Source organism: Rhizobium sp. Root1204, from assembly GCF_001424965.1.
GTDB lineage: Bacteria > Pseudomonadota > Alphaproteobacteria > Rhizobiales > Rhizobiaceae > Pararhizobium.
In genome coordinates, this window is the sequence record NZ_LMCZ01000004.1 from 163,827 (window position 1) to 183,736 (window position 19,910).

General features: G+C 59.7%; 18 protein-coding genes. 11 read left to right on the top strand and 7 right to left on the bottom strand.

Annotated elements, in window-relative coordinates:
* The first annotated feature begins 26 nt into the window (after nt 1-26).
* Entirely contained in the window at nt 27-272 is a 246-nt protein-coding gene (locus tag ASC96_RS06325) for a hypothetical protein (RefSeq protein WP_060502188.1), read from the top strand.
* 75 nt (nt 273-347) lie between these two features.
* Here ASC96_RS06325 and ASC96_RS06330 read toward each other — a convergent pair whose 3' ends face one another.
* From ASC96_RS06330 to ASC96_RS06340, 3 genes are all read right to left on the bottom strand, one after another.
* The gene (locus ASC96_RS06330) at nt 348-860 is read right to left on the bottom strand and encodes a MarR family winged helix-turn-helix transcriptional regulator (protein ID WP_037107503.1); all 513 of its coding nucleotides are present in this window, start codon (nt 858-860) and stop codon (nt 348-350) included.
* 131 nt (nt 861-991) lie between these two features.
* A complete protein-coding gene (locus ASC96_RS06335) occupies nt 992-1,429 on the bottom strand; it encodes a DUF6163 family protein (RefSeq protein WP_060502189.1) in 438 nt (145 codons plus the stop codon).
* A gap of 143 nt (nt 1,430-1,572) precedes the next feature.
* Complete coding sequence (locus tag ASC96_RS06340; protein WP_060502238.1) at nt 1,573-2,514, bottom strand: adenylate/guanylate cyclase domain-containing protein; 942 nt, start codon at nt 2,512-2,514, stop codon at nt 1,573-1,575.
* A gap of 193 nt (nt 2,515-2,707) precedes the next feature.
* Here ASC96_RS06340 and ASC96_RS32500 point away from each other — a divergent pair, with 193 nt between their 5' ends.
* The gene (locus tag ASC96_RS32500; RefSeq protein WP_156393789.1) at nt 2,708-2,941 is read left to right on the top strand and encodes a hypothetical protein; all 234 of its coding nucleotides are present in this window, start codon (nt 2,708-2,710) and stop codon (nt 2,939-2,941) included.
* A 48-nt stretch (nt 2,942-2,989) separates the two neighbouring features.
* On the opposite strand, the gene ASC96_RS06345 is transcribed toward ASC96_RS32500, so the two are convergent.
* The gene (locus ASC96_RS06345; protein ID WP_060502190.1) at nt 2,990-3,328 is read right to left on the bottom strand and encodes a hypothetical protein; all 339 of its coding nucleotides are present in this window, start codon (nt 3,326-3,328) and stop codon (nt 2,990-2,992) included.
* A 243-nt stretch (nt 3,329-3,571) separates the two neighbouring features.
* Between ASC96_RS06345 and hemB the strand changes: the two genes are divergently transcribed.
* A complete protein-coding gene (gene hemB, locus ASC96_RS06350; protein WP_060502191.1) occupies nt 3,572-4,585 on the top strand; it encodes a porphobilinogen synthase in 1,014 nt (337 codons plus the stop codon).
* A 37-nt stretch (nt 4,586-4,622) separates the two neighbouring features.
* Here the strand turns inward: hemB and ASC96_RS06355 are convergent, their stop codons facing one another.
* Nucleotides 4,623-6,332 (bottom strand): GGDEF domain-containing protein, encoded by a 1,710-nt coding sequence (locus ASC96_RS06355; RefSeq protein ID WP_060502192.1) that lies wholly within the window; start codon nt 6,330-6,332, stop codon nt 4,623-4,625.
* Between the two features lie 222 nt (nt 6,333-6,554).
* Here ASC96_RS06355 and ASC96_RS06360 point away from each other — a divergent pair, with 222 nt between their 5' ends.
* The 3 genes from ASC96_RS06360 to ASC96_RS06370 all read left to right on the top strand — a co-directional run bounded on the left by ASC96_RS06360 (nt 6,555) and on the right by ASC96_RS06370 (nt 8,869).
* On the top strand, nt 6,555-7,019 hold the full coding sequence (locus ASC96_RS06360; RefSeq protein WP_060502193.1) for an RDD family protein: 465 nt from the start codon (nt 6,555-6,557) through the stop codon (nt 7,017-7,019).
* A gap of 170 nt (nt 7,020-7,189) precedes the next feature.
* Complete coding sequence (locus ASC96_RS06365) at nt 7,190-7,936, top strand: arginyltransferase (RefSeq protein ID WP_060502194.1); 747 nt, start codon at nt 7,190-7,192, stop codon at nt 7,934-7,936.
* A 27-nt stretch (nt 7,937-7,963) separates the two neighbouring features.
* Nucleotides 7,964-8,869 carry a DMT family transporter gene (locus ASC96_RS06370; protein ID WP_060502195.1) on the top strand — a complete coding sequence of 302 codons (906 nt, stop codon included), beginning with the start codon at nt 7,964-7,966 and terminating at the stop codon, nt 8,867-8,869.
* Nucleotides 8,870-9,158: 289 nt separating this feature from the next.
* Here the strand turns inward: ASC96_RS06370 and parC are convergent, their stop codons facing one another.
* Complete coding sequence (gene parC, locus ASC96_RS06375) at nt 9,159-11,435, bottom strand: DNA topoisomerase IV subunit A (protein ID WP_060502196.1); 2,277 nt, start codon at nt 11,433-11,435, stop codon at nt 9,159-9,161.
* Nucleotides 11,436-11,844: 409 nt separating this feature from the next.
* On the opposite strand from parC, the gene ASC96_RS06380 reads away from it, so the two are divergent.
* Both ASC96_RS06380 and ASC96_RS06385 read left to right on the top strand, forming a co-directional pair.
* Complete coding sequence (locus ASC96_RS06380) at nt 11,845-13,038, top strand: hypothetical protein (RefSeq protein WP_060502197.1); 1,194 nt, start codon at nt 11,845-11,847, stop codon at nt 13,036-13,038.
* A gap of 511 nt (nt 13,039-13,549) precedes the next feature.
* Entirely contained in the window at nt 13,550-13,912 is a 363-nt protein-coding gene (locus ASC96_RS06385) for a hypothetical protein (protein ID WP_060502239.1), read from the top strand.
* Nucleotides 13,913-13,972: 60 nt separating this feature from the next.
* Here the strand turns inward: ASC96_RS06385 and aspS are convergent, their stop codons facing one another.
* Entirely contained in the window at nt 13,973-15,766 is a 1,794-nt protein-coding gene (aspS, locus tag ASC96_RS06390; protein ID WP_060502198.1) for an aspartate--tRNA ligase, read from the bottom strand.
* 304 nt (nt 15,767-16,070) lie between these two features.
* Between aspS and ASC96_RS06395 the strand changes: the two genes are divergently transcribed.
* The 3 genes from ASC96_RS06395 to ASC96_RS06405 all read left to right on the top strand — a co-directional run bounded on the left by ASC96_RS06395 (nt 16,071) and on the right by ASC96_RS06405 (nt 19,902).
* Complete coding sequence (locus ASC96_RS06395; protein ID WP_060502199.1) at nt 16,071-17,021, top strand: sensor domain-containing diguanylate cyclase; 951 nt, start codon at nt 16,071-16,073, stop codon at nt 17,019-17,021.
* Between the two features lie 149 nt (nt 17,022-17,170).
* Nucleotides 17,171-18,403, top strand: coding sequence for an MFS transporter (locus ASC96_RS06400; protein ID WP_037107441.1), 1,233 nt, complete (start codon nt 17,171-17,173; stop codon nt 18,401-18,403).
* Nucleotides 18,404-18,498: 95 nt separating this feature from the next.
* Nucleotides 18,499-19,902, top strand: a complete 1,404-nt coding sequence (locus ASC96_RS06405) for a multicopper oxidase family protein (RefSeq protein WP_060502200.1) — start codon at nt 18,499-18,501, stop codon at nt 19,900-19,902.
* The last annotated feature ends 8 nt before the right edge of the window (nt 19,903-19,910 follow it).

Below are 19,910 nucleotides of genomic sequence, written 5' to 3' on the forward strand. Positions count from 1 at the left end.
CCAGCTCATTGCAACGGGAGGACATTATGGCGTTTAAAATTCTGGTAAGAAACGAGGGGGCAACGGCGATTTATGCTGTCGATCAGCAGATCGATCCGGCCATCCGCAAACTCGTTTTCGAAGACATGCTCCAAAAGGGCGATGAGGTCTGGGTGGACGCCCACTACACGGAAGACGATGAGGACAGCAAAGGTACCTTCATCTGGCGTCGAACCGGAGCCTCAGACTATGTCAAGGAAATCTGGGCAGATGGAACGTTGATCGTCGAATAGGCGCCAAACGCGCGAACGGGTGCGCCATGCGCACCCGTCGGCAATCATCACAAGCCTTGGCGATGGTCTTCGCGCTTAGAGCTTGTAGAGCATCGTGTCGTTCCAGAAGCGGTCGAGGCGCTGCAGGAGCTTGTTCATCTGGCCGAACTCGTCAGTGCCGATGCCGCCGACCTTCTGGATAGAGCCGATATGGCGCTCGTAGAGCTTGGCGACCGTTTCGGCGATCTCCTGGCCTTCTTCGGTCAGGCTGATGCGGACCGAGCGGCGGTCGACGCGCGAGCGCTGGTGATTGATGAAGCCGAGATCAACCAGCTTTTTAACATTGTAGGATACGTTGGAGCCGAGATAGTAACCGCGCGAGCGCAGTTCACCGGCCGTCAGTTCCGAATTGCCGATGTTGAAGAGGAGAAGTGCCTGGACGGCGTTGACGTCGGAGCGGCCCGAACGGTCGAATTCGTCCTTGACGACATCGAGCAGACGGCGATGAAGACGCTCAACCAGGTGGAGGGATTCCATGTAGAGCGAACGGATCGCGTCTTCGTGGGGATCTTTGGTGGAAACGACCTGCGGTTTCATTTTGGTGTTCATGATGACTGCCTCACTGTTTTGTTTGGCGGTGTATGTTTCTCTTCCCGCCTTGAGGTAGACACTATCGAATACGTATAAAATTCTACTTAAACACCAGCCTTAACAGCGCCTTACTATCCACAGCCCTTGTCTCAGGGTAAATCAATTCTTGCAGCACGTGCCTGTCGTGCCCGCTGATAGAAGATCGCAGCCCTGAAAAGCACGAAGGTAACGGCCACCGCGGCGTGCAGAATGACGAGCAGCGGCTTCTCCCCGAAAATCTGCGGATAGACCGCAAACATGACGATTTCCGCCCCTGCCGCTGCCACCCAGATCACCGGCCCCCAGGAGACCAACAGCCACAATCCAAGCGCCGCGACAGGATAGATGACGGCCAGTGCTGTCGCCGCCACCCGCCACGGAACAGGCAACAGGTCGAACCGTCCGCCCCCCCCGAAAGAGAAGCCGATCAGCATCGCCCAATAGTTGAGGCCGAACCAGAAACACGACACGGCCACCAGCCGCAGGAACAATCCGAACAGCGTTTCGGTGAGCGAGAGTTTGGGGATTTTCACAGAATCAAGGGCCATGGCGGCGAAGATAGGGCGCGGGCTGGCGCTTTGCCAGACGGATAATCCGCCTATCCTGTGGCACGATGCGTGCCCTGCCCTGCCCTGTCCGGAACGGCTGCCTCTTGTGTCCGGATGCAACGAATGATCAGCGCGCAGCTCTGTTACCGGCGGAGGATCTTGTAAAGGGCAGCAACAATGCCGATCCCGAGAAGCGGCCAAGCCGACCAGAAAATCCCGTGCCATGTCAAAATATTGATCCCGGCAATACCCAGGCTAATGACACCAAGACCTGCAACCAGCCGGTCGAAACGATTTTGAATGGCGATCCAGACCAGCGCCGACAAGACCGCAACTCCCAAAACCGGCCAGGCCGCCCAGAAAACGCCCTGCCACGACAGGATATTGATGACGATCAGCACAGCCACGCCCAGCGCGGCCAACCCGAATATCGGGCGGGTGATCGCCGGAAAGCCGTTGCTCGGCGGCCCGGCGCCATCCGGCGTCTGCCGGATGGCTGCGGTATCGGGCCTTGCCTCAGAGTGGCGCGGCGCGTCTGAAGGCGGCAATGACCCGGCAGTGCCCTCACCGATGCGCACGGCATAGCTCGGCACCCCATCAGCGATGTTCTTCACCGCCAGCGGGCCGAGGAAATCAAAACCGACCGCCACCTTGTTGCGCACCTGGTCGTAGACCGTATTGGAAATGACGATCCCGCCCGCTGTGGCCGACGCCTGCAGGCGCGCGGCAATGTTGACACCGTCGCCATAGATATCATCGCCATCGGCGATCACATCACCGAGATTGATGCCGATGCGGAACTGCATGCGTCCGTCTGCCGGCCGCGCGGCATTCTGGCCTGCCAGCTCATTTTGAACATCCATCGCTGCGCGCACACATTCAACGACGCTCGGAAACTCGGCGATCACCCCGTCCCCCCAGGTATTGATCACCCGTCCGCCATGCGCGTCGATCAACCGGGACATCGCGTCGCGGTAATGCTTCAGCATCGCCAGCGTGCCTTCCTCGTCCGCGCCCATCAGACGCGTGTAATCCTGTACATCCGCGCAGAAGATGGTCGTCAGCTTGCGCTGCGTCTCGCTCAATGTGTCGTCCATGTTTGCCTGCCTCCTCGCCTCTCAGGCTAACCCGATTGCATTCAAAAGCATATGGGGATTGCAACCTTGGGGAAAAGCCCTCCAACCGGCACGCGCGGCAAATCTCGCCGAAGAAAGCCCGCCATGGGAAAGATATTCCCCTACAAGGGGCGTTCGGCCGCATGTATTCCCGCTAACGCTTATGGCTGAAGTTGATTTTCATTCACCCGGCGCGGCGAAAAAGATTTTGGGATTAACAAAGTTAATTGCGAACGGCGGCCTAGCAGGAAACGATTTGAATGCCGGTCACTTGGCAGTCGATCCGGATACGCACCAACTTGAACATTTGGCCTCTCCTTTCGCGGAGAGGCCGTTTTTTTTGTTGCCGCAACGGAGCATCGGCAAGCCGCGTCCTCGCACACGCGGCACCGTCTAAACAGCAGAAGGAGCCCCGCAAACGGGGACCCTTTCAGACTGCGGATGATTATTTCGTATAGACCACCTTGCCGCCGTTCGCAGCCGTCTGGATGCCGATCACATTTTCGAGTTGGACATTCTTCGCCTCCAACGCCGCCATCAAGGCCGGATCATTTTGAATTTCCGCCTGGGCGTTGCTGATCGTTTCCGGCGACGGGTTGCGATAGGTCGCGGGAATCGACGACGTGTCGGTGCTGGCGTTGGTTTCCTCACCGACATTGACAATGGTCAGCATGTCGTCCGCCATCATGGACGTGGTGGAACTCGTGGTCTGCGCATAGGCGAAACCACCGAGCGAGGCCGCAGAAAGAGTAGCGGCAAGGGCAAGTGTAATGAAAGTTTTCATCGTCTTCTCCTCTGTTTGGAAGCCCCTCACCGCTCATCGGTGATTTTCATCAGGCTTTCCGCAGGATGAGTTCAGAACTGGACAGGGCCGGGATAGTTCCTTCACGGCCCACCTTTTCCACATAGGGAAACGCAGAAGCTCCGCAGATGGGATGATGAAACGCCGCACCTCAAGCATTTTCCTTTGATGAGCGCCCATGATAAACCGCGACGAACAGGACGAAGCTGACGAAAGACGATCGCCATGACCGACAAGACCGATACCGTTGACCTCATCACCGGCCACCGCCGCATGCGCCGCAACCGCAAGGCAGACTGGAGCCGCCGGATGGTGCAGGAAAACCGGTTGACAGTGGATGATCTGATCTGGCCGATTTTCGTCGTTCCCGGCACGAACATCGTCGAGCCGATCGATGCCATGCCCGGCGTCAACCGGATGAGCATCGACAAGGCCGTGGAAGCAGCAAAGCTCGCCGCCGATCTCGGCATCCCGGCGCTGGCGACCTTTCCGAATGTCGATATTTCGCTGCGCGACGACACCGGCTCCAACAGCCTTGCCGCCAACAACCTGATCAACGAGACGACCCGCGCCATCAAGAAGGCCGTGCCGAACATCGGGGTCATCACCGACGTGGCACTCGATCCCTTCACCAGCCATGGCCATGACGGTATCCTGCGCGGCGGCGAGATCGTCAACGACGAGACGGTGGCGCAGATTGCCAGGGCCGCGGTGATGCAGGCCGATGCGGGTGCCGATATCATCGCGCCTTCCGACATGATGGACGGACGGGTTGGCGCGATCCGCCGGGCTCTCGATGCGGCCGGACACCAGAATGTCGGCATCATGGCCTATGCGACCAAGTTTGCCTCGGCCTTCTACGGCCCCTACCGTGAAGCGATCGGCACCAGCGGCCTGCTCAAGGGTGACAAAAAGACCTACTATATCGACCCGGCCAACGGCACCGAGGCTATGCGTGACGCCGCCCTCGACGTCGAGGAAGGTGCCGACATGCTGATGGTCAAGCCCGGCCTGCCCTATCTCGATATCTGCTGGCGGATGAAGGAAAGTTTTGGCCTGCCGGTGTTCGCCTATCAGGTGTCGGGCGAATATTCGCAGATCAAGGCCGCCGCCGCCAATGGCTGGATCGACGGCGAGCGGGTCATGCTCGAAACGCTGCTTGCCTTCAAGCGCGCCGGCTGCGACGGCATCCTCAGCTATTTCGCGGTTGATGTGGCACGTATTCTGGCCAAGCGCTGATACCGGCCCGGCCGAAGAAGCCAAAAACACCGCGCGCTCAGACGGGCGCGCGCGAAGCTCTGACCCGGTTGCGGCCGGCATCCTTGGCTCGGTAGAGGGCGGCATCGGCGTGGGCGAGAATGTCGCTCCATGTCAGATGCGCTCCACCGGCCACGCCGAAGCTTGCCGTCACCGTCAACACTTCACCATCCGGAGCCTCAATCGGGCACCTCTCGATCGCCATCCTGAGCTTTCGCGCTTTGCAAGCAGCTTCAGGCGGCGAGCCGCTCTCCAGCAGGATCGCAAACTCTTCCCCACCGAAGCGGGCCAGATAACCTGATTGCCCAATAGAATGGCGCATCAGGTCGGCGATGGCGCGCAAGACGATGTCGCCAAAGGGATGGCCGTAGCGGTCGTTGATCGATTTGAAATGATCGATATCCAACAGGATCAGGTATTTCGCCCCGTCCATCGCCATCGCGGCCACTTGATCCTCCAGCGCGCGCCGGTTGAGAAGACCGGTCAATCCATCGGTCGTGGCAAGGATTTCGAGCTGCCGCGTCAGCAGCGTCCGCTCATTGAGCCGCTGTGCAAGAACGCCGATGGCGCCGTAGAGCCTTTTAATTTCCTGTACGTCGCCCGGCGACGTAACCAGACCGGCCGGGCGCTCGTCGGCAAGGGCGACAACGGCCTGTGCACCTCGAAGCAAAGGCCGCAGGATATAGATCTGAACTGCTGCAACGAGACCGAGCACAAGCATCAGCAACACGGCCGTGGTCAGTCCGTTGCGGTAAAGTGTCAACAGCGCTTCCCGCTCCCCCGCCTCGAACTGGCTGACGATCTCGGTCAGATAGATGTTTCTCATGTCGCCAAGCGGCTGCATCAGTGCGACATAGCGTTGCGTCAGGCTCACGCCATCAAGAGAGAAACGACCGCTCCTGCGGCCGATCGCCATCTGCTCGTCGATCAGCGCAAGGCCGTCCCGCATGAAGGTATCTTCCGCCTCCTGACGCTTCAGCCGGATCGGGTCCGATACCGGCAACGCAGAACGCGGGCCGACCAGATCCCAGACTTCAAGCAGCCTACCGCGCGCAGCGCTGCTTGCAGCGATATCCTGTGGCGTGACACCTGTTCCCGCTGCCATCGGTGCAATCAGGTAGGAGCCCAGACGCCCAGCATATTCGCGCAGATCGCTGAGCGCGATGCCCTGCACGACGATGGCGGAGAGGTCTGGATCTCGTCTCAGGATTTCTCCACTCTGCCACTCGATGATCCTCCGGTAGGAATCCCTCGCCACGAACATGGCGCCGATTGCCGCGTGGATTTCTTCGTAACGCCGGGCATGGCGCGGTTGTTGCCCGATCGCTCCGATCAGAGCACGCGCAGCGGCAAGCCGGGCATGGACGTCATCAATCATCGCATCCGGTATGTCGCGCCGCTCCAGTTCACGCAACGCGGCGTCGGTGTCCCTGACGAAATCACTCCATCTCCGGCGAGCCTCGGTCTGGCCCGTATCCGCTACGGTCATCAGGCTGTTGGCCGGCCCTCTCTCCGCAGAAATGAAATTTGCCGCATCGAAGATCGCCGTGAACTGGCGCATGTTTTCCGCGCCGGCCTGGGCCTTGCGGAACGCATCAATTGACGCCGATATCGTCGAGGTGGCCAGCAGCAGGGTGCAGACAACCGCCAGCAGCGCCATGCACCAGAGATGGGCCCGGAGACCGCCGAAACGGCCGGTATTGGTATCTGCATGGAGACTGAGGGGCATGATGAGGAACCGGTAACTGCGGATATATCGCTGCTATTCAACAAACTGGCTGGGAACCAGTGTCTTTTAGGAAGATGAGCCTCCCAGATTTGCAGCGCGCATCATCGTTAGCACACTCATATGAACGCAGACTGAAGGCCGCCCCATTACAGATTTGCCCGCCCGGCGGATTTGCATTTTTGATACCGCTTCCCATATCAGATAAGAACTGGAGACACAGACATGAGCGTGCAGGACGAAAACCTCAGAATCCCCACCAACGACTGGCGGGCCTATCAGGGCGTGCTGAGCCGTCGCGTTATGGCGTTCATCATCGACTATGCGATCGTCGGGCTTCTCTGGATTCCCGCCGCTGTCGTCGTGTTCTTTCTCGGCATCCTGACGTTCGGCCTTGGATTCCTGCTTTATCCGGTCCTGTTTGCCGGTCTTGCCATGCTCTATTTCGGCATGACCGTGGGTGGCCCGAAACAGGCTTCGCCCGGCATGAGCATGATGGGATTGGCGATCGCCCGCACTGACGGGCGGCCGATGGATTTTCTCACCGCCATCGTCCATCTGGTGATCTTCTGGATTGCCAACGCGATTCTGACGCCGCTGGTGCTGCTGGTTGGCCTGTTCACCGATCGTGGACGCCTGTTGCATGATCTGCTTATCGGTACGGTCACTGTCCGGCGCGAGACATTTTGATTCCTGCGCAGGAAGGGCTGTTGCTAAACTAGCCCTTCCCCGCCTATCCCGGCTAGATCACGCTTTATTGCCTCGCAACGCGACAGTTCAAAAAGTCGCGATTGACCTTTTCTAATCTTGCGCCATGCTAATGTTATCCAAGCGGCCAAGAAGAGCGATCTCCGCATCATATGAATACGCAAACTACACCGTCTCCACAATTTTACCTGACCGCACCGGCAACCTGCCCGTATCTGCCGCAGGAGATGGAGCGGAAGGTGTTTACCCACATGGTGGGTGAACGGGCCCCGGAACTCAACGATCTGCTCACCCAGGGCGGGTTCCGCCGCTCACAGAATATCGCCTATCGGCCGGCCTGCGAAAGCTGCCGGGCCTGTGTTTCGGTGCGCATTGTCGCCGGTGAATTCTCCCCCACCCGCTCGATGCGGCGTATCCTGGCTTTGAACAGCGACGTGGTTTCGACGGAATATCCCGCGGAACCCTCCAGCGAACAATACAGCCTGTTTCGCCGCTATCTCGACCACCGCCACCAGAAGGGCGGCATGTCAGACATGTCGGTGCTGGATTATGCGATGATGGTCGAGGATACCCACGTCAACACCAAGATCATCGAATACCGGCTCAAGGTCGAAGGCGACACAATCGGCAAGGCGAAGGGACCGCTGATCTCGGCGGCACTGACCGACAAGATGGGCGATGGTCTGTCGATGGTTTATTCCTATTTCGATCCTGATCTCGCCGACCGGTCGCTCGGCACCTTCATGATTCTCGATCACATCCGCAAAGTGAAGGAACGGGGCTTGCCGCACGTCTATCTTGGCTATTGGGTCAAGGGATCGCGCAAAATGGACTATAAAACAAAGTTTCTGCCGCAGGAGCACCTTATGGCCCAGGGCTGGGAGCGCTATACAGGGTAAAGTGCCCCCACCTGACAGGACGAAATCTTGAGTGAACCCATCGATGCCGCCCATCACCGCCGCGGGCTTCTTATCACCGGCATTGGCGGCCTTGCCCTCTCCTTCGACATCCCTCTGATCCGCTCTGCCGATGGCGAAGTCTGGTCGCTGCTGGCGGTCCGCAGCCTCTGCACTTTCGCCGTCGCGCTGGTCGCGTGGGTGGTTCTCAACAAGTTCCTCGGCCGCAAGATCGCCCTAGTACCCGGCAAGGCAGGGCTGCTCGCCGGTCTGTTCTACGGTCTCGGCTCCTTCACCTTCCTTCTGTCCGTCTTCAATACCGCAACGGCCAATGTCGTCTTCATCGTTGCCTTCACATCGATGTTTGCCGCCATCCTCTCCTGGGTCTTCCTGAAAGAACGCCCGTCCAATGCGACGCTGGTGACGATGGCCGTCATGGTCTGTGGCGTCGGGCTGATCGTTCAGGATGGCTTGAAGAGCGGTAATTTCTTCGGCGACGCCATGGCGGTCTGTTCCGCCCTGATGCTCGCCTCCGCTATCACCGTCAGCCGCGCCAGCGGTAAGGATATGGGGCTGGTGCCGCTGGCAACCGCCATCTTCCCCGCCATCATCGGTTATCTTCTGTCGCCAGCGGAAGGCCTTGCCATTGCCCATCCGGGCTGGATCATGTTCGACGGCCTGATCATGATCCCGCTCGCCTTCTTCTGCCTCGCCACCGGCCCGCGCTATCTGTCCGCGCCGGAAGTGGGCATGTTCTACCTGCTCGAAACCATCCTCGCGCCGCTGTGGATCTGGATCGTCTTCATGGAAGTCCCGACGTCGCAGACCCTGATCGGCGGCGCAGTGCTGATTCTGGCCTTGGTCGGGCATTCGGTCTGGCAAATGCGGAAGAAATCGGCCGTGGATGCGTCGAACGAGTTTCCGTTTACCGGGTGAAAGTCAAGATTGCCCTTAACTTATGGTAGTGCAATAATTGCCGACGGACATTTGAGCCTCGGCATGAAGGTCAAAAATACGAAAGATTGGCGCCGAAGAGGGGGGTATCCTCCCTAAGAGAATGCTGGCGAAGTTTGATTGGAAAGCAGGCGATAAACTTTCTCTTCAATCACCGACGGCGTAATTATTCTTCCGGCAGCCGGGACTGACATCGGAAGTCAATTGGAAGCAAAGCCGGAGGAGACAAATACAGGATTGCTTTAAGCAAACTTGCCGCCTCCGGAAGCCATCACCCCGTAAACTTGCCGCTCCGCGGAAAGCCCTTCGGCACCACCCTGCCAGCGGTGGCACGGTCGCCCAGCCATTCGGCCAGTTCGTCCTTGGTCTTGGTAAAGCTGCGGCCGGCGCTGTCGGCCCAAGTCAAGCCGTCGGCGATGGCGAAGCTGCGAATGTCGGAAACGCCGCCATCCTTGTAGCGCTGCAGGCGCACACCCTTGCCGCGGCCCATTTCCGGGATCTGCACCAGGGGGAAGACCAGCATTTTGCGGTTTTCGCCGACGATGGCGACATGATCGCCCTTGACCGGAATGACCAGCTTGGCCTCGTCCGGCATGGCGACGTTCATGATCTGCTTGCCCTTGCGGGTGTTGGCGGCCATATCGCCTTCCAGCACCACGAAACCATTGCCGGCCGCAGACGAGATCAGCAGTTTTCGCGCCGGGTCGTGAACGAAGGCGGTCAGCACGTCCTGATCGTTTTCCATGTCGACGATGATGCGCAGCGGTTCGCCATGGCCGCGCCCGCCCGGCAACTTGTCGCCGCCCAGCGTGTAAGCCTTGCCGCCAGTGGTGACGACAAGGATGCGGTCGGTGGTCGAGGCCGGGAACGACAGCTTCAGCCCATCGCCCTCCTTGAACTGCAGCGTCGAGACATCCGAGATGTGCCCCTTCAGCGCGCGGATCCAGCCCTTTTCAGAGATGACGACGGTGATCGGTTCCTTCTCGATCATCGCCTGCTGGATGGCTTCCAGATCGGCTTCCGGGGCATTCGAGAACAGCGTGCGGCGGCGGCCGATTTCGGTGGCCTTGGCGAATTTCTTCTTCACCTCGCCAATTTCCCAGGCAACCGTCTGCCACTGCTTTTCGTCCGACGCCAGCAGCGCCTCGATTTCCGCCTTCTCCTTCGACAGGGAATCGAATTCGGTGCGGATCTCGAACTCTTCCAGCTTGCGCAGCGAACGTAGGCGCATGTTAAGGATCGATTCGGCCTGCAGATCGGTGAGCGTGAAGCGCTCCATCAGGGCGGGCTTGGGCTCATCCTCCTCGCGGATGATACGGATCACCTCGTCGAGATTGAGATAGGCAACCAGATAACCGCCAAGGATTTCCAGGCGGCGGTCGATGGCGGCCAGCCGGAAGCGCGAGCGGCGCTGCAAAACTTCACGGCGATGATCCAGCCATTCGAGCAGAACCTCGTTCAGCGCCATGACCTTCGGAACGCGGCCCATGGAGAGCACGTTCATATTGAGTGGAATACGATTTTCCAATTCCGACAGCTTGAACAGCGATTCCATCAGGATCGTCGGATCGACCGAGCGGCTCTTCGGCACCAGAACGAGGCGCACGTCCTCGGCCGATTCGTCGCGCACGTCTTCGAGCAGCGGCAGTTTTCGGGCAAGCAGCAGTTCGGCGATCTTTTCGATCAGCCGCGACTTCTGCACCTGGAAAGGAATTTCGGTGACGACGATCTGATAGCCGCCACGGCCGGTATCCTCGACCTCCCATTTGGCGCGAACGCGAAAACCGCCGCGGCCAGTCTTGTAAGCCTCGATGATGCTTTCGCGGCTGTCGATGATGATGCCGCCGGTCGGAAGATCCGGGCCTTCGATGCCGCCGCGCTCCGGGTTGTTCGGATCGAGCATCAGCTCCTCGATCGTCGCAGCCGGGTTCTTGATCAGGTGCAGCGCCGCATCGCAGAGTTCGTGGGCGTTGTGCGGCGGGATCGAGGTCGCCATGCCGACGGCGATGCCGGAAGCGCCGTTTGCCAGAAGGTTCGGGAAAGCGCCGGGCATCACGACCGGTTCCTGATCTTCCTCGTTATAGGTCGGCCGGAAATCCACCGCGTCCTGGTCGATGCCTTCGAGCAGAAGGCTCGCCACATCGGTCATGCGGGCTTCGGTGTATCGATAGGCAGCCGCGCTATCGCCATCGATGTTGCCGAAGTTGCCCTGGCCATCGACGATCGGATAACGCTGCGAGAAATCCTGTGCCAGCCGCACCAGCGCATCGTAGACCGACTGGTCGCCATGCGGGTGGAATTTACCGATGACATCGCCGACGATACGGGCGCATTTCTTGAACGAGGAGTTGGAGCGCAGCCCCATTTCGCTCATCGCATGAACGATGCGGCGGTGCACCGGTTTCAGGCCGTCGCGCACGTCCGGCAGCGCCCGGTGCATGATGGTCGACAACGCATAGGCAAGATAGCGCTCTTCCAGCGCTGCCTTGAGGTCAACCGGCTGAATATGATCGTCTCCGCCCGACGGCGGCAAAAGGCTCTGTCCCATGGTTTCTTGCTACCGCAACAAACCCTGAACGGCAAGGATTGCAGGGGATTGCGCTGTGGAGAACCCTGCACGGCAACACCATGTGTAACATCAACATACGGGACCGCGAACGCCTCCAATGACATCAGGACGGCGGCCTGCGCGACAATCGCCGACTCAGGCTTTCAAAACGTTTCTGCAATCAGGCTTAATTTTGAGTGTTTTTGCAAAATCGAGGGGCCTTCTGCGCCTCCCACCCATCCGGAAAGTGCGTCTTTCTACGGAAATCGGGGCTCCCTCGAACTATTTTCATCCCAAAAATAGACAACGGCATGAAACATGACGTAGCGAAGCAATTCGAATATATTTCGGCCTTAATCCGTATTAGAAATGCCTTCGAAATTAGACCTTTACAACAAGGAACCACTCTATGATGCCTACCCGCAACCTCCGTCTGATGCTTGCCAGCGCCGCGTTTATTGGCCTTTCCGGTCCGGCCTTCGCGCTCGACGGCGCGGACCTCGTCACCAAGCTGAACGCAGCCTATGCGCTCAACGGTGCGACTGTCGCTTATGAGAACGTTGCTGTGGACGGCACGACCGTGACGCTGACCGGCGTCAGCGTCAAATCGACGGCCGCCCCCGGCAAGGATTTCAAGATCGGCGAGGTGACACTCGAGGGTGTCGAGGAAACCGAAGGTGGCGGCTATTATGCCGAAACCGTCACGCTGCCGGATGTCGACGTCAAGGAAGACGAAACCGCGATCTCCGCCAAGGACATCACCATCGGTGGCCTCAGCATTCCCGGCAATCCCACCGGCGGCACGATCAACGATATCGTTCTCTACGAAACCGCAGGCACCGGTCCGGTGACGGTCACCGCCAAGGGCAAGCAGGTATTTTCGATGGAAGAATCGGAAGCCAACCTGACGAAGCAGGAAAGCGATGCCGGTTTCGATTTCGACGCCACGATGTCCGGCATCAAGGCTGACCTGTCCGACGTCGAGGATGCCAAGTCCAAGGACGCGATCGAAAAGCTTGGCTTGAAGACCCTTGCCGGCGAGATGACGATCAAGGGCAGCTGGGAAGTGGCTACAGGCAATGTCTCGCTTGAGGAATATGCCTTCGACTTCGCCAATGTCGGCCGCCTCGCGATCGCCTTTGATGTTTCCGGCTATACCCTGGACTTCATGAAGTCCGTTCAGGAAGCCATGAAGGCCGTGGAAACCAACCCGAACAAGGAAGAAGCGAACCAGGCTATGGGCCTGTCGATGATGGGCCTCATCCAGCAGCTGACATTCAACAGCGCGTCGATCCGCTTCGATGACGCAACGATCACCAAGCGCGTGCTCGACTACATCGGTTCGCAGCAGGGCGTGTCCGGCGATCAGCTGGCGCAGTCGCTGAAGGGCATGGTGCCATTGATGATGGCGCAGCTCAACGTTCCGGAGCTGCAGAACCAGGTCTCGAGCGCCGTCAACGCTTATCTGGATGCGCCGAAGAGCCTGACGATTGCGGCCGAACCGGCCAATCCGGTTCCATTCCCGATGATCATAGGTGCCGCCATGGGCGCTCCGAACACGGTCCCGAGCGTGCTTGGCGTCAAGGTCACCGCGAACGATTGATGATCGACGTTTAGACAACAAAGAGCCCCGGCCATCTCAAGGGATGGCCGGGGCTCTTTTGTATGAATCGCACTATTCCGGAATATGGATAAGCGAGAGCAAGGCCACGGATCTGGCCAAGCTTACGTTGCGCATGCTCTCCCCTGACTTCCGCTTCCAAAACAGCAGAGCGGCAAGTGGAAAGCGCACTCAGCCGCTTCGCATATTTGCGCGCCTCGCGGAGGCAATCACCAGACCTGCGTCTTACAGCGCGTCTTACGACGCCGCCTCTCCCTCCCCGCCCCATAAAGCGAGCCGCTTATCTGCGCACGCCCTTCACGGCGTCCAGCAAACGCCGGCGCATGCCGTCGGCCAACGCCCAGAAAATTACGGTTCTGCCCTGGCTGCTTGACATGTTATATTTTTATAACATAATTTCTTTGGCGGCAGGATCGGCTGGGAGAACATGCCTTCCGAGCGAATGATCACGCCGCAGTGCAACAAACCCAATGTCCAGGAAAGGTGGCTCTCCATGTCAGTCAAAATCCAAGGTGGCTTGAACATCGCCATGAAAGTTCCCTCGCACCAATATGATGCGGTCATCGCCTTCTATCGCGATGTCGTCGGGCTGGAACCTTTCGAGGAAAAGGCGCCGGCAGTCGGCTTTCTTCTCGGACCGAACCGGCTGTGGATCGATGAAGCGCCGAATTTCACCCAGGCGGAGGTCTGGCTTGAACTGTTTGCGCAAGATCATCGCGGTGCGCTGGCCCGGCTTGAGGACGGCGGCGCCATTCGCTGCGATCAGATCGAGGATCTCGGCGAGGAATTCCAGGGCGGCTGGATCATGAATCCCGCCAATGTCGTTCACATGGTTCGCCAACCCGACGCCTGGTAAGAAGCGCAACAAAAAACCCCGGCGTTTCCGCCGGGGTTTGATAATGACAGATGCTTTCGCTCAGTCCTTCTTGAGCGGCGGGATGACGCGCAGCGACAGTTCCGCAAGCTGCTTCGGCATGGCCGGGGCCGGTGCGTTCATCAGCAGGTCCTGCGCTTGCTGGTTCATCGGGAACAGCGTGATCTCGCGCAGGTTCTTGGCGCCGAGCAGCAGCATGACCACACGGTCGATACCGAAGGCGCAGCCGCCATGCGGAGGCGCACCATACTGGAACGCACGGTACATACCGCCGAAACGCTCTTCAACGTCCGTCTGGCTCAAGCCCACCAGCTCGAATGCCTTGACCATCAATTCCGGCGACTGGTTACGGATCGAGCCCGAGGCGATTTCGAAGCCGTTGCAGACTGCGTCATACTGATAGGCCTTGATCGTCAGCGGGTCCTGCGTCTGCAGGGCCTCCAGACCGCCCTGCGGCATCGAGAACGGGTTGTGGGCGAAGTCGACCTTCTTGTCTTCCTCGCTCCATTCGTAGAACGGGAAGTCGATGATCCAGCACAGTTCGAACCGGTCGCGGTCGACGAGATTCAGGTCCTCGCCGGCCTTGGTGCGGGCTTCGCCTGCGAACTTGTAGAATTTTGCCGGATCGCCGGCGACGAAGAAGCAGGCATCGCCCGCTTCGAGGCCGAGCTGCGTGCGCAGCGCCTCGGTGCGTTCCTCGCCGATGTTCTTGGCAAGCGGACCGGAGCCGGCAGTCGTGCCGTCTTCTTCCTTGCGCCAGAAGATATAGCCGAGGCCCGGCTGGCCGGTCGACTGCGCCCAGGCATTCATGCGGTCGCAGAACGCGCGCGAACCACCGGTCTTGGCCGGGATTGCCCAGACCTCGACCTTCGGATCGCGTTCGATCATGCCGGCGAATACCTTGAAGCCGGAACCGGCGAAATGCTCCGTGACGGCCTGCATCTCGATTGGGTTACGCAGGTCCGGCTTGTCGGAGCCGTATTTGCGGATCGCCTGATCATACGGAATACGCGGCCATTCCTTGGTAACCGGCTTGCCTTCGGCAAACTGCTCGAACACGCCGGTCATGATCGGCGCCATCGTGTCCCAGACATCTTCCTGGGTAACGAAGCTCATTTCCAAGTCGAGCTGGTAGAATTCGCCCGGCAGGCGATCGGCGCGCGGGTCTTCATCGCGGAAGCACGGTGCGATCTGGAAGTAGCGGTCGAAACCGGCCACCATCAGGAGCTGCTTGTACTGCTGCGGCGCCTGCGGCAGCGCGAAGAACGTACCGGGATGAATACGGCTCGGCACCAGGAAGTCGCGGGCGCCTTCCGGCGACGAGGCCGTCAGGATCGGTGTCGAATATTCGGCAAAACCGGCCGAGTTCATGCGCAGGCGCATGTCGGAAATGATCTGCGAACGCTTGACGATGTTCTTGTGCAGCGTTTCGCGACGCAAGTCGAGGAAGCGGTACTTGAGACGGATGTCTTCCGGATAGTCCGGCTCGCCGAACACCGGCAGCGGCAATTCCTTGGCAGCGGAGAGCACTTCGATCTCATGTGCGTAGAGTTCGATCTCGCCGGTCGCCATCTGCTTGTTGACGGTCTCGTCCGAGCGCGCCTTGACGGTGCCGTCGATGCGGATAACCCACTCACCGCGCACCGTCTCGGCCGCCTTGAAGGCCGGTGAGTCGGGATCGACGACGATCTGCGTCATGCCGTAATGATCGCGAAGATCGATAAACAGCAGGCCGCCATGGTCGCGGACACGGTGGACCCAGCCGGAGATGCGGACGGTCTGGCCGACATCGGATTTGCGGAGAGCGGCACAAGTGTGGCTGCGGTAACGATGCATGATAATATCCTGGAACCGAGGGGCCGCGCGGCCACGCCAAAGCGCGCTGCGGCAGCGTCAAAATCGGGCGGAAAAGCGCATGGTGGGGCCGATTTGTCAAGGCCGGGACAACTCAGCTGTCCTATGCAAAGAACTGCTTGCCCCATAAACGGCGTCAGAACGGCAGGTAGTAACCTCGCCGGCAATTGCTCTGCGTTGAGTGTTTCGAAGGAATTTCAGACTACCATCACATTCAAGCGATACGATGCATCGCAAACACGATGCCCGGCAATGCAATGAACGACGAGCGTTGGAAGCAGGATTCATGAGTGCCTCACCGAGCCTTCTCTCTTTGGTCACACAGAAGGAAAGCGGCACGCTTTTCTCCCGCGAGCAACTCACGTTCATCCTGTCCGCCTTACCGGACCCCGCCTTCATCCTGACCCGCAGCGGCCGCTATGCGGCGCTATTCGGTGGATCGGACCACCGGTATTACCACGACGGCAGTTCCCTTGTCGGACAGACGGTGTTTGACGTTCTCAATGAAGACAAGGCCGAATGGTTCGCCGGGGAAATCCGGCATGCACTTGATTCCAGGGTTCTTCACATCGTCGAATACAGCCTGGCGGGCAGCGATGTGAAAGGCTTGCAGGACACCGGACCAAGCCATCCCATCTGGTTTGAAGGACGCATTCAGGCGCTCGATTTTCCGGTCGACGGAGAGGATGCGGTGGTCTGGGTTGCCAGCAACATCACCGAGAAGAACGCCATCGAGACCCGGTTGCGCCTGCAGAGCGAAACCGATGCCCTGACGGGACTTTTCAACCGGCGCAAACTGATGGATGTTCTCGACAGCCGCTTCGAACTGTTCCGGCAGGACCATCATCCCACCGCCGCCTTGATGTTCGACGTCGACAACTTCAAGCATATCAATGACGTCTACGGTCATCCGGCCGGAGACCAGGTCCTCGTGCTAATCGCCAACGCCTGCAAGGAGGTTCTGCGGGGTAGCGATTTTGCGGCAAGGATCGGCGGCGATGAATTTGTCATCCTGATGCCGTCGATGCGGCGTGACCACGGCCATCTGGTCGCCGATCGTCTGCGCCAGCGCATTTCATCCGAACTGACACGGACGCTGAACCTGTCCATCACGATCAGCGGCGGTCTCAGCGAATTTTCCCGCGCGGACAAGACCTGCGACGATCTCCTCAAGCGCGCGGACGACGGCCTCTACCAGTCAAAACGTGCAGGGCGTGACCGGTTGACAGCTGCCTGATGTGAACGCCTCGTTCTGTTTTCCCAAAATTCCGATCCGGCAGGGAAAATCGGTGAATCCATGCTGTCTTCGCCCCAGAGAGGCAGCTACAAGCGTATTCGGTGCTCAAAATGCATCCGAGTCGCCGCCGAAATCCGGATTTTTCTTCGATGTCGCAGCTTCGTCCCCTCATCCCCCTCCTCATCACGGCCGGCATCCTGATCGGCGGCAACGGGCTTCAGGGGACCTATATTTCACTGCGCGCCCTGCAGGAGGGGTTTTCGACCTCGCTGATCGGCCTCGTCGGCACCGGCTATAATATCGGTTTTGCTATCGGCTGCATCTATGTGACGCGCATCCTGCGCTCGATCGGCCATATCCGCACATTTTCAGCCATGGCGGCAATTGCGTCGGCCGCTTCACTGGCCATGGTGCTTTTGATCGATCCGTGGTTCTGGTTCCTGATGCGGCTGATTGCCGGCATCTGTTTTGCCAGCCTCTTTGCCACCGTCGAAAGCTGGCTGAATGCCCGCGTGACCAATTCCAACCGCGCCCGCACATTGTCGATCTACCGCCTGGTCGATCTCGGCTCGGTGACAGCGGCCCAATACCTGATCCCTACCGTCGGGATCGAGGGCTTCCAGCTGTTTGCCATCGTGTCGATGGCGCTCACCCTGTCGCTGGTGCCGATCTCCTTTGCCGACCGCTCCAGCCCCGGTGCGCCGGAAGCGATCAAGTTCGATATCAAGGCGCTCTGGAACATCTCGCCGCTTGCCACGATCGGCTGCATCGTCGTTGGCCTTACCAATTCGACCTTCCGCTCGCTTGGACCGATCTATGCCGAGGGCATCGGCCTGTCGATCACGGCGATTGCCACATTCATGAGCGTCGGCATCATCGGCGGCGTGGTGCTGCAATATCCGCTCGGCCTCTATTCCGACCGGCTGGACCGGCGACTGATCATCCTGTTCGCCACCTTCGGCTCGCTGCTGGCCGGGCTTTTTCTTGCCTTTTATGCCGGTAGCGACGAATGGCTGAACTTCATCGGTATCTTCATCTTCGGCGCCTTCGCCATGCCGCTTTACTCGCTCTGTTCGGCCCATGCCAACGACCATGCCGCGGAGGGGCAGCACGCGCTGGTCTCGGCCGGCATGCTGTTCTTCTGGTCCTGCGGCGCCATCATCGGCCCACTGTTTGCCTCTTTCATGCTGGACATTTTCGGGCCGCAGGCGCTGTTCATCTATACCGCGGCGGTGCTGGCGGCCTTCATGCTCTACACGCTGCAGCGCATGACCGCCCGGCGCGCCGTGCCAACCGGCGAGCGCTCCATGCGGTTTCGCAATCTCTTGCGCACCTCCTCTTTCTTCAACAAGCTGGCGGCAAAGCCCGGCGACAAGAAATAGAACCTGCGGGCTGCGGCAAGATGCGCGCAAATGCCAATTGATGAATGCCTTCATCAAGTTTAAACCGGGACATCTCAATCTCCGGAATCCTGTCCATGCCGATTATCAGCCGCCGTACACTTCTGAAAGGATCGGCTGCGGCCGCTGCCTCATTCGCCGTCGGCGGCGGACTTGCGGCGCGCAACGGCATTGCCGCCCCGGCACCGTTGCTGCTCAAGGCGCAATTCACCGAGGCACAGATTGCCAGCGACGGCATCACGCCGAAAATCATGACCTACGGAACAGGCGAAGCGCCGTCCACCGGCATGCCGCCGGTGATCCGCATGAAGAAGGGCCAGCCCTTCGCCGCCCGGCTGGTGAATGCGCTGGACGAACCGACAACGGTCCACTGGCACGGCCTGCGCATCGTCAACGCCATGGACGGCGTACCGGAGATGACCCAGCCTTACGTCTATCCCGGCGACGGCTTCGACTATGCCTTCACGCCGCCGGATGCCGGCACCTTCTGGTATCATCCGCATTGCAACACGCTGACACAGATGGGCCACGGGCTGACCGGCGTCATCGTCGTCGAGGATCCGGCCGATCCGGTGTTCGATGCCGAGATCGTGCTCAACCTACGCGACTGGCGGCTCGGCACCGGCGGTGCGTTCATCGCACCCTTCAAGCCGCGCGATGCCGCACGCGGCGGCACCTACGGCACCGTGCGTACCGCCAACTGGGAGCAGGCGCCGAGCTACGATGCGCCGGCCGGCGGCCTTGTCCGTATCCGGATCGCAGACACGGACGTAACGCGCATCTATTCGCTTGCCGCAGAAGGTGCGCCAGCCCTGGTCATGGCGCTCGACGGCAATCCGGTCGACGCGCCCTACCCGCTCGATCTCCTCGATTTCGGTCCCGGCCAGCGTGTTGAACTCGTCGTGCGCATGCCGGACGACGAAGGCGCTAAGGTCAGGCTCGGCAATCTCCGTGGCTCCAACCCCTTCACGATTGCCACGCTGCGTGCGACCGGCGCTTCGCTGAAACGCGATATCCGCGACGTAAAACCGTTGCCCTCCAATCCGATTGCCGAAGCCGATCTGTCAACGGCGACCCGCATCCCGCTCGATTTCACCGCAACGGCTGAACATGCACCGGTTCCAAGCATTTGCGGCACCATTGGATATACATTCTGGGCGATCAACAAGGTGCCGTGGCAGGGCGATACGCCGGATCCGGGCGCACCGGTTTCCGAGCTGAAGCTCGGCAAAAGCTATGTGCTGCAGGTTCGCAACCGTACCCCGCATGCACACCCGATCCACCTGCACGGACTGAGCTTCCGAATTCTCAATTCCAACAAGCGTACGATCCTGCCGCCACCGACGGACACGATCCTGCTTCTGCCGGATGAACAGGCTGAACTCGGTCTCGTCGCCGACAATCCCGGCGACTGGCTGCTCCATTGCCATATCATCGAGCACCAGAAGACCGGCATGTCGGGATATTTCCGCGTCGTCTGAGCTTTTTT

Excerpts from the sequence above, each read along its gene's own strand:
- ASC96_RS06380 (WP_060502197.1), top strand. The coding sequence starts at position 11,845 with ATGATGCCTACCCGCAACCTCCGTCTGATGCTTGCCAGCGCCGCGTTT.
- ASC96_RS06335 (WP_060502189.1), bottom strand. The coding sequence starts at position 1,429 with ATGGCCCTTGATTCTGTGAAAATCCCCAAACTCTCGCTCACCGAAACG.
- parC (WP_060502196.1), bottom strand. The coding sequence starts at position 11,435 with ATGGGACAGAGCCTTTTGCCGCCGTCGGGCGGAGACGATCATATTCAG.
- ASC96_RS32500 (WP_156393789.1), top strand. The coding sequence starts at position 2,708 with ATGGCTGAAGTTGATTTTCATTCACCCGGCGCGGCGAAAAAGATTTTG.
- ASC96_RS06330 (WP_037107503.1), bottom strand. The coding sequence starts at position 860 with ATGAACACCAAAATGAAACCGCAGGTCGTTTCCACCAAAGATCCCCAC.
- ASC96_RS06345 (WP_060502190.1), bottom strand. The coding sequence starts at position 3,328 with ATGAAAACTTTCATTACACTTGCCCTTGCCGCTACTCTTTCTGCGGCC.
- ASC96_RS06360 (WP_060502193.1), top strand. The coding sequence starts at position 6,555 with ATGAGCGTGCAGGACGAAAACCTCAGAATCCCCACCAACGACTGGCGG.
- ASC96_RS06325 (WP_060502188.1), top strand. The coding sequence starts at position 27 with ATGGCGTTTAAAATTCTGGTAAGAAACGAGGGGGCAACGGCGATTTAT.
- ASC96_RS06395 (WP_060502199.1), top strand. The coding sequence starts at position 16,071 with ATGAGTGCCTCACCGAGCCTTCTCTCTTTGGTCACACAGAAGGAAAGC.
- ASC96_RS06405 (WP_060502200.1), top strand. The coding sequence starts at position 18,499 with ATGCCGATTATCAGCCGCCGTACACTTCTGAAAGGATCGGCTGCGGCC.
- aspS (WP_060502198.1), bottom strand. The coding sequence starts at position 15,766 with ATGCATCGTTACCGCAGCCACACTTGTGCCGCTCTCCGCAAATCCGAT.
- ASC96_RS06355 (WP_060502192.1), bottom strand. The coding sequence starts at position 6,332 with ATGCCCCTCAGTCTCCATGCAGATACCAATACCGGCCGTTTCGGCGGT.
- ASC96_RS06385 (WP_060502239.1), top strand. The coding sequence starts at position 13,550 with ATGTCAGTCAAAATCCAAGGTGGCTTGAACATCGCCATGAAAGTTCCC.
- hemB (WP_060502191.1), top strand. The coding sequence starts at position 3,572 with ATGACCGACAAGACCGATACCGTTGACCTCATCACCGGCCACCGCCGC.
- ASC96_RS06365 (WP_060502194.1), top strand. The coding sequence starts at position 7,190 with ATGAATACGCAAACTACACCGTCTCCACAATTTTACCTGACCGCACCG.
- ASC96_RS06400 (WP_037107441.1), top strand. The coding sequence starts at position 17,171 with ATGTCGCAGCTTCGTCCCCTCATCCCCCTCCTCATCACGGCCGGCATC.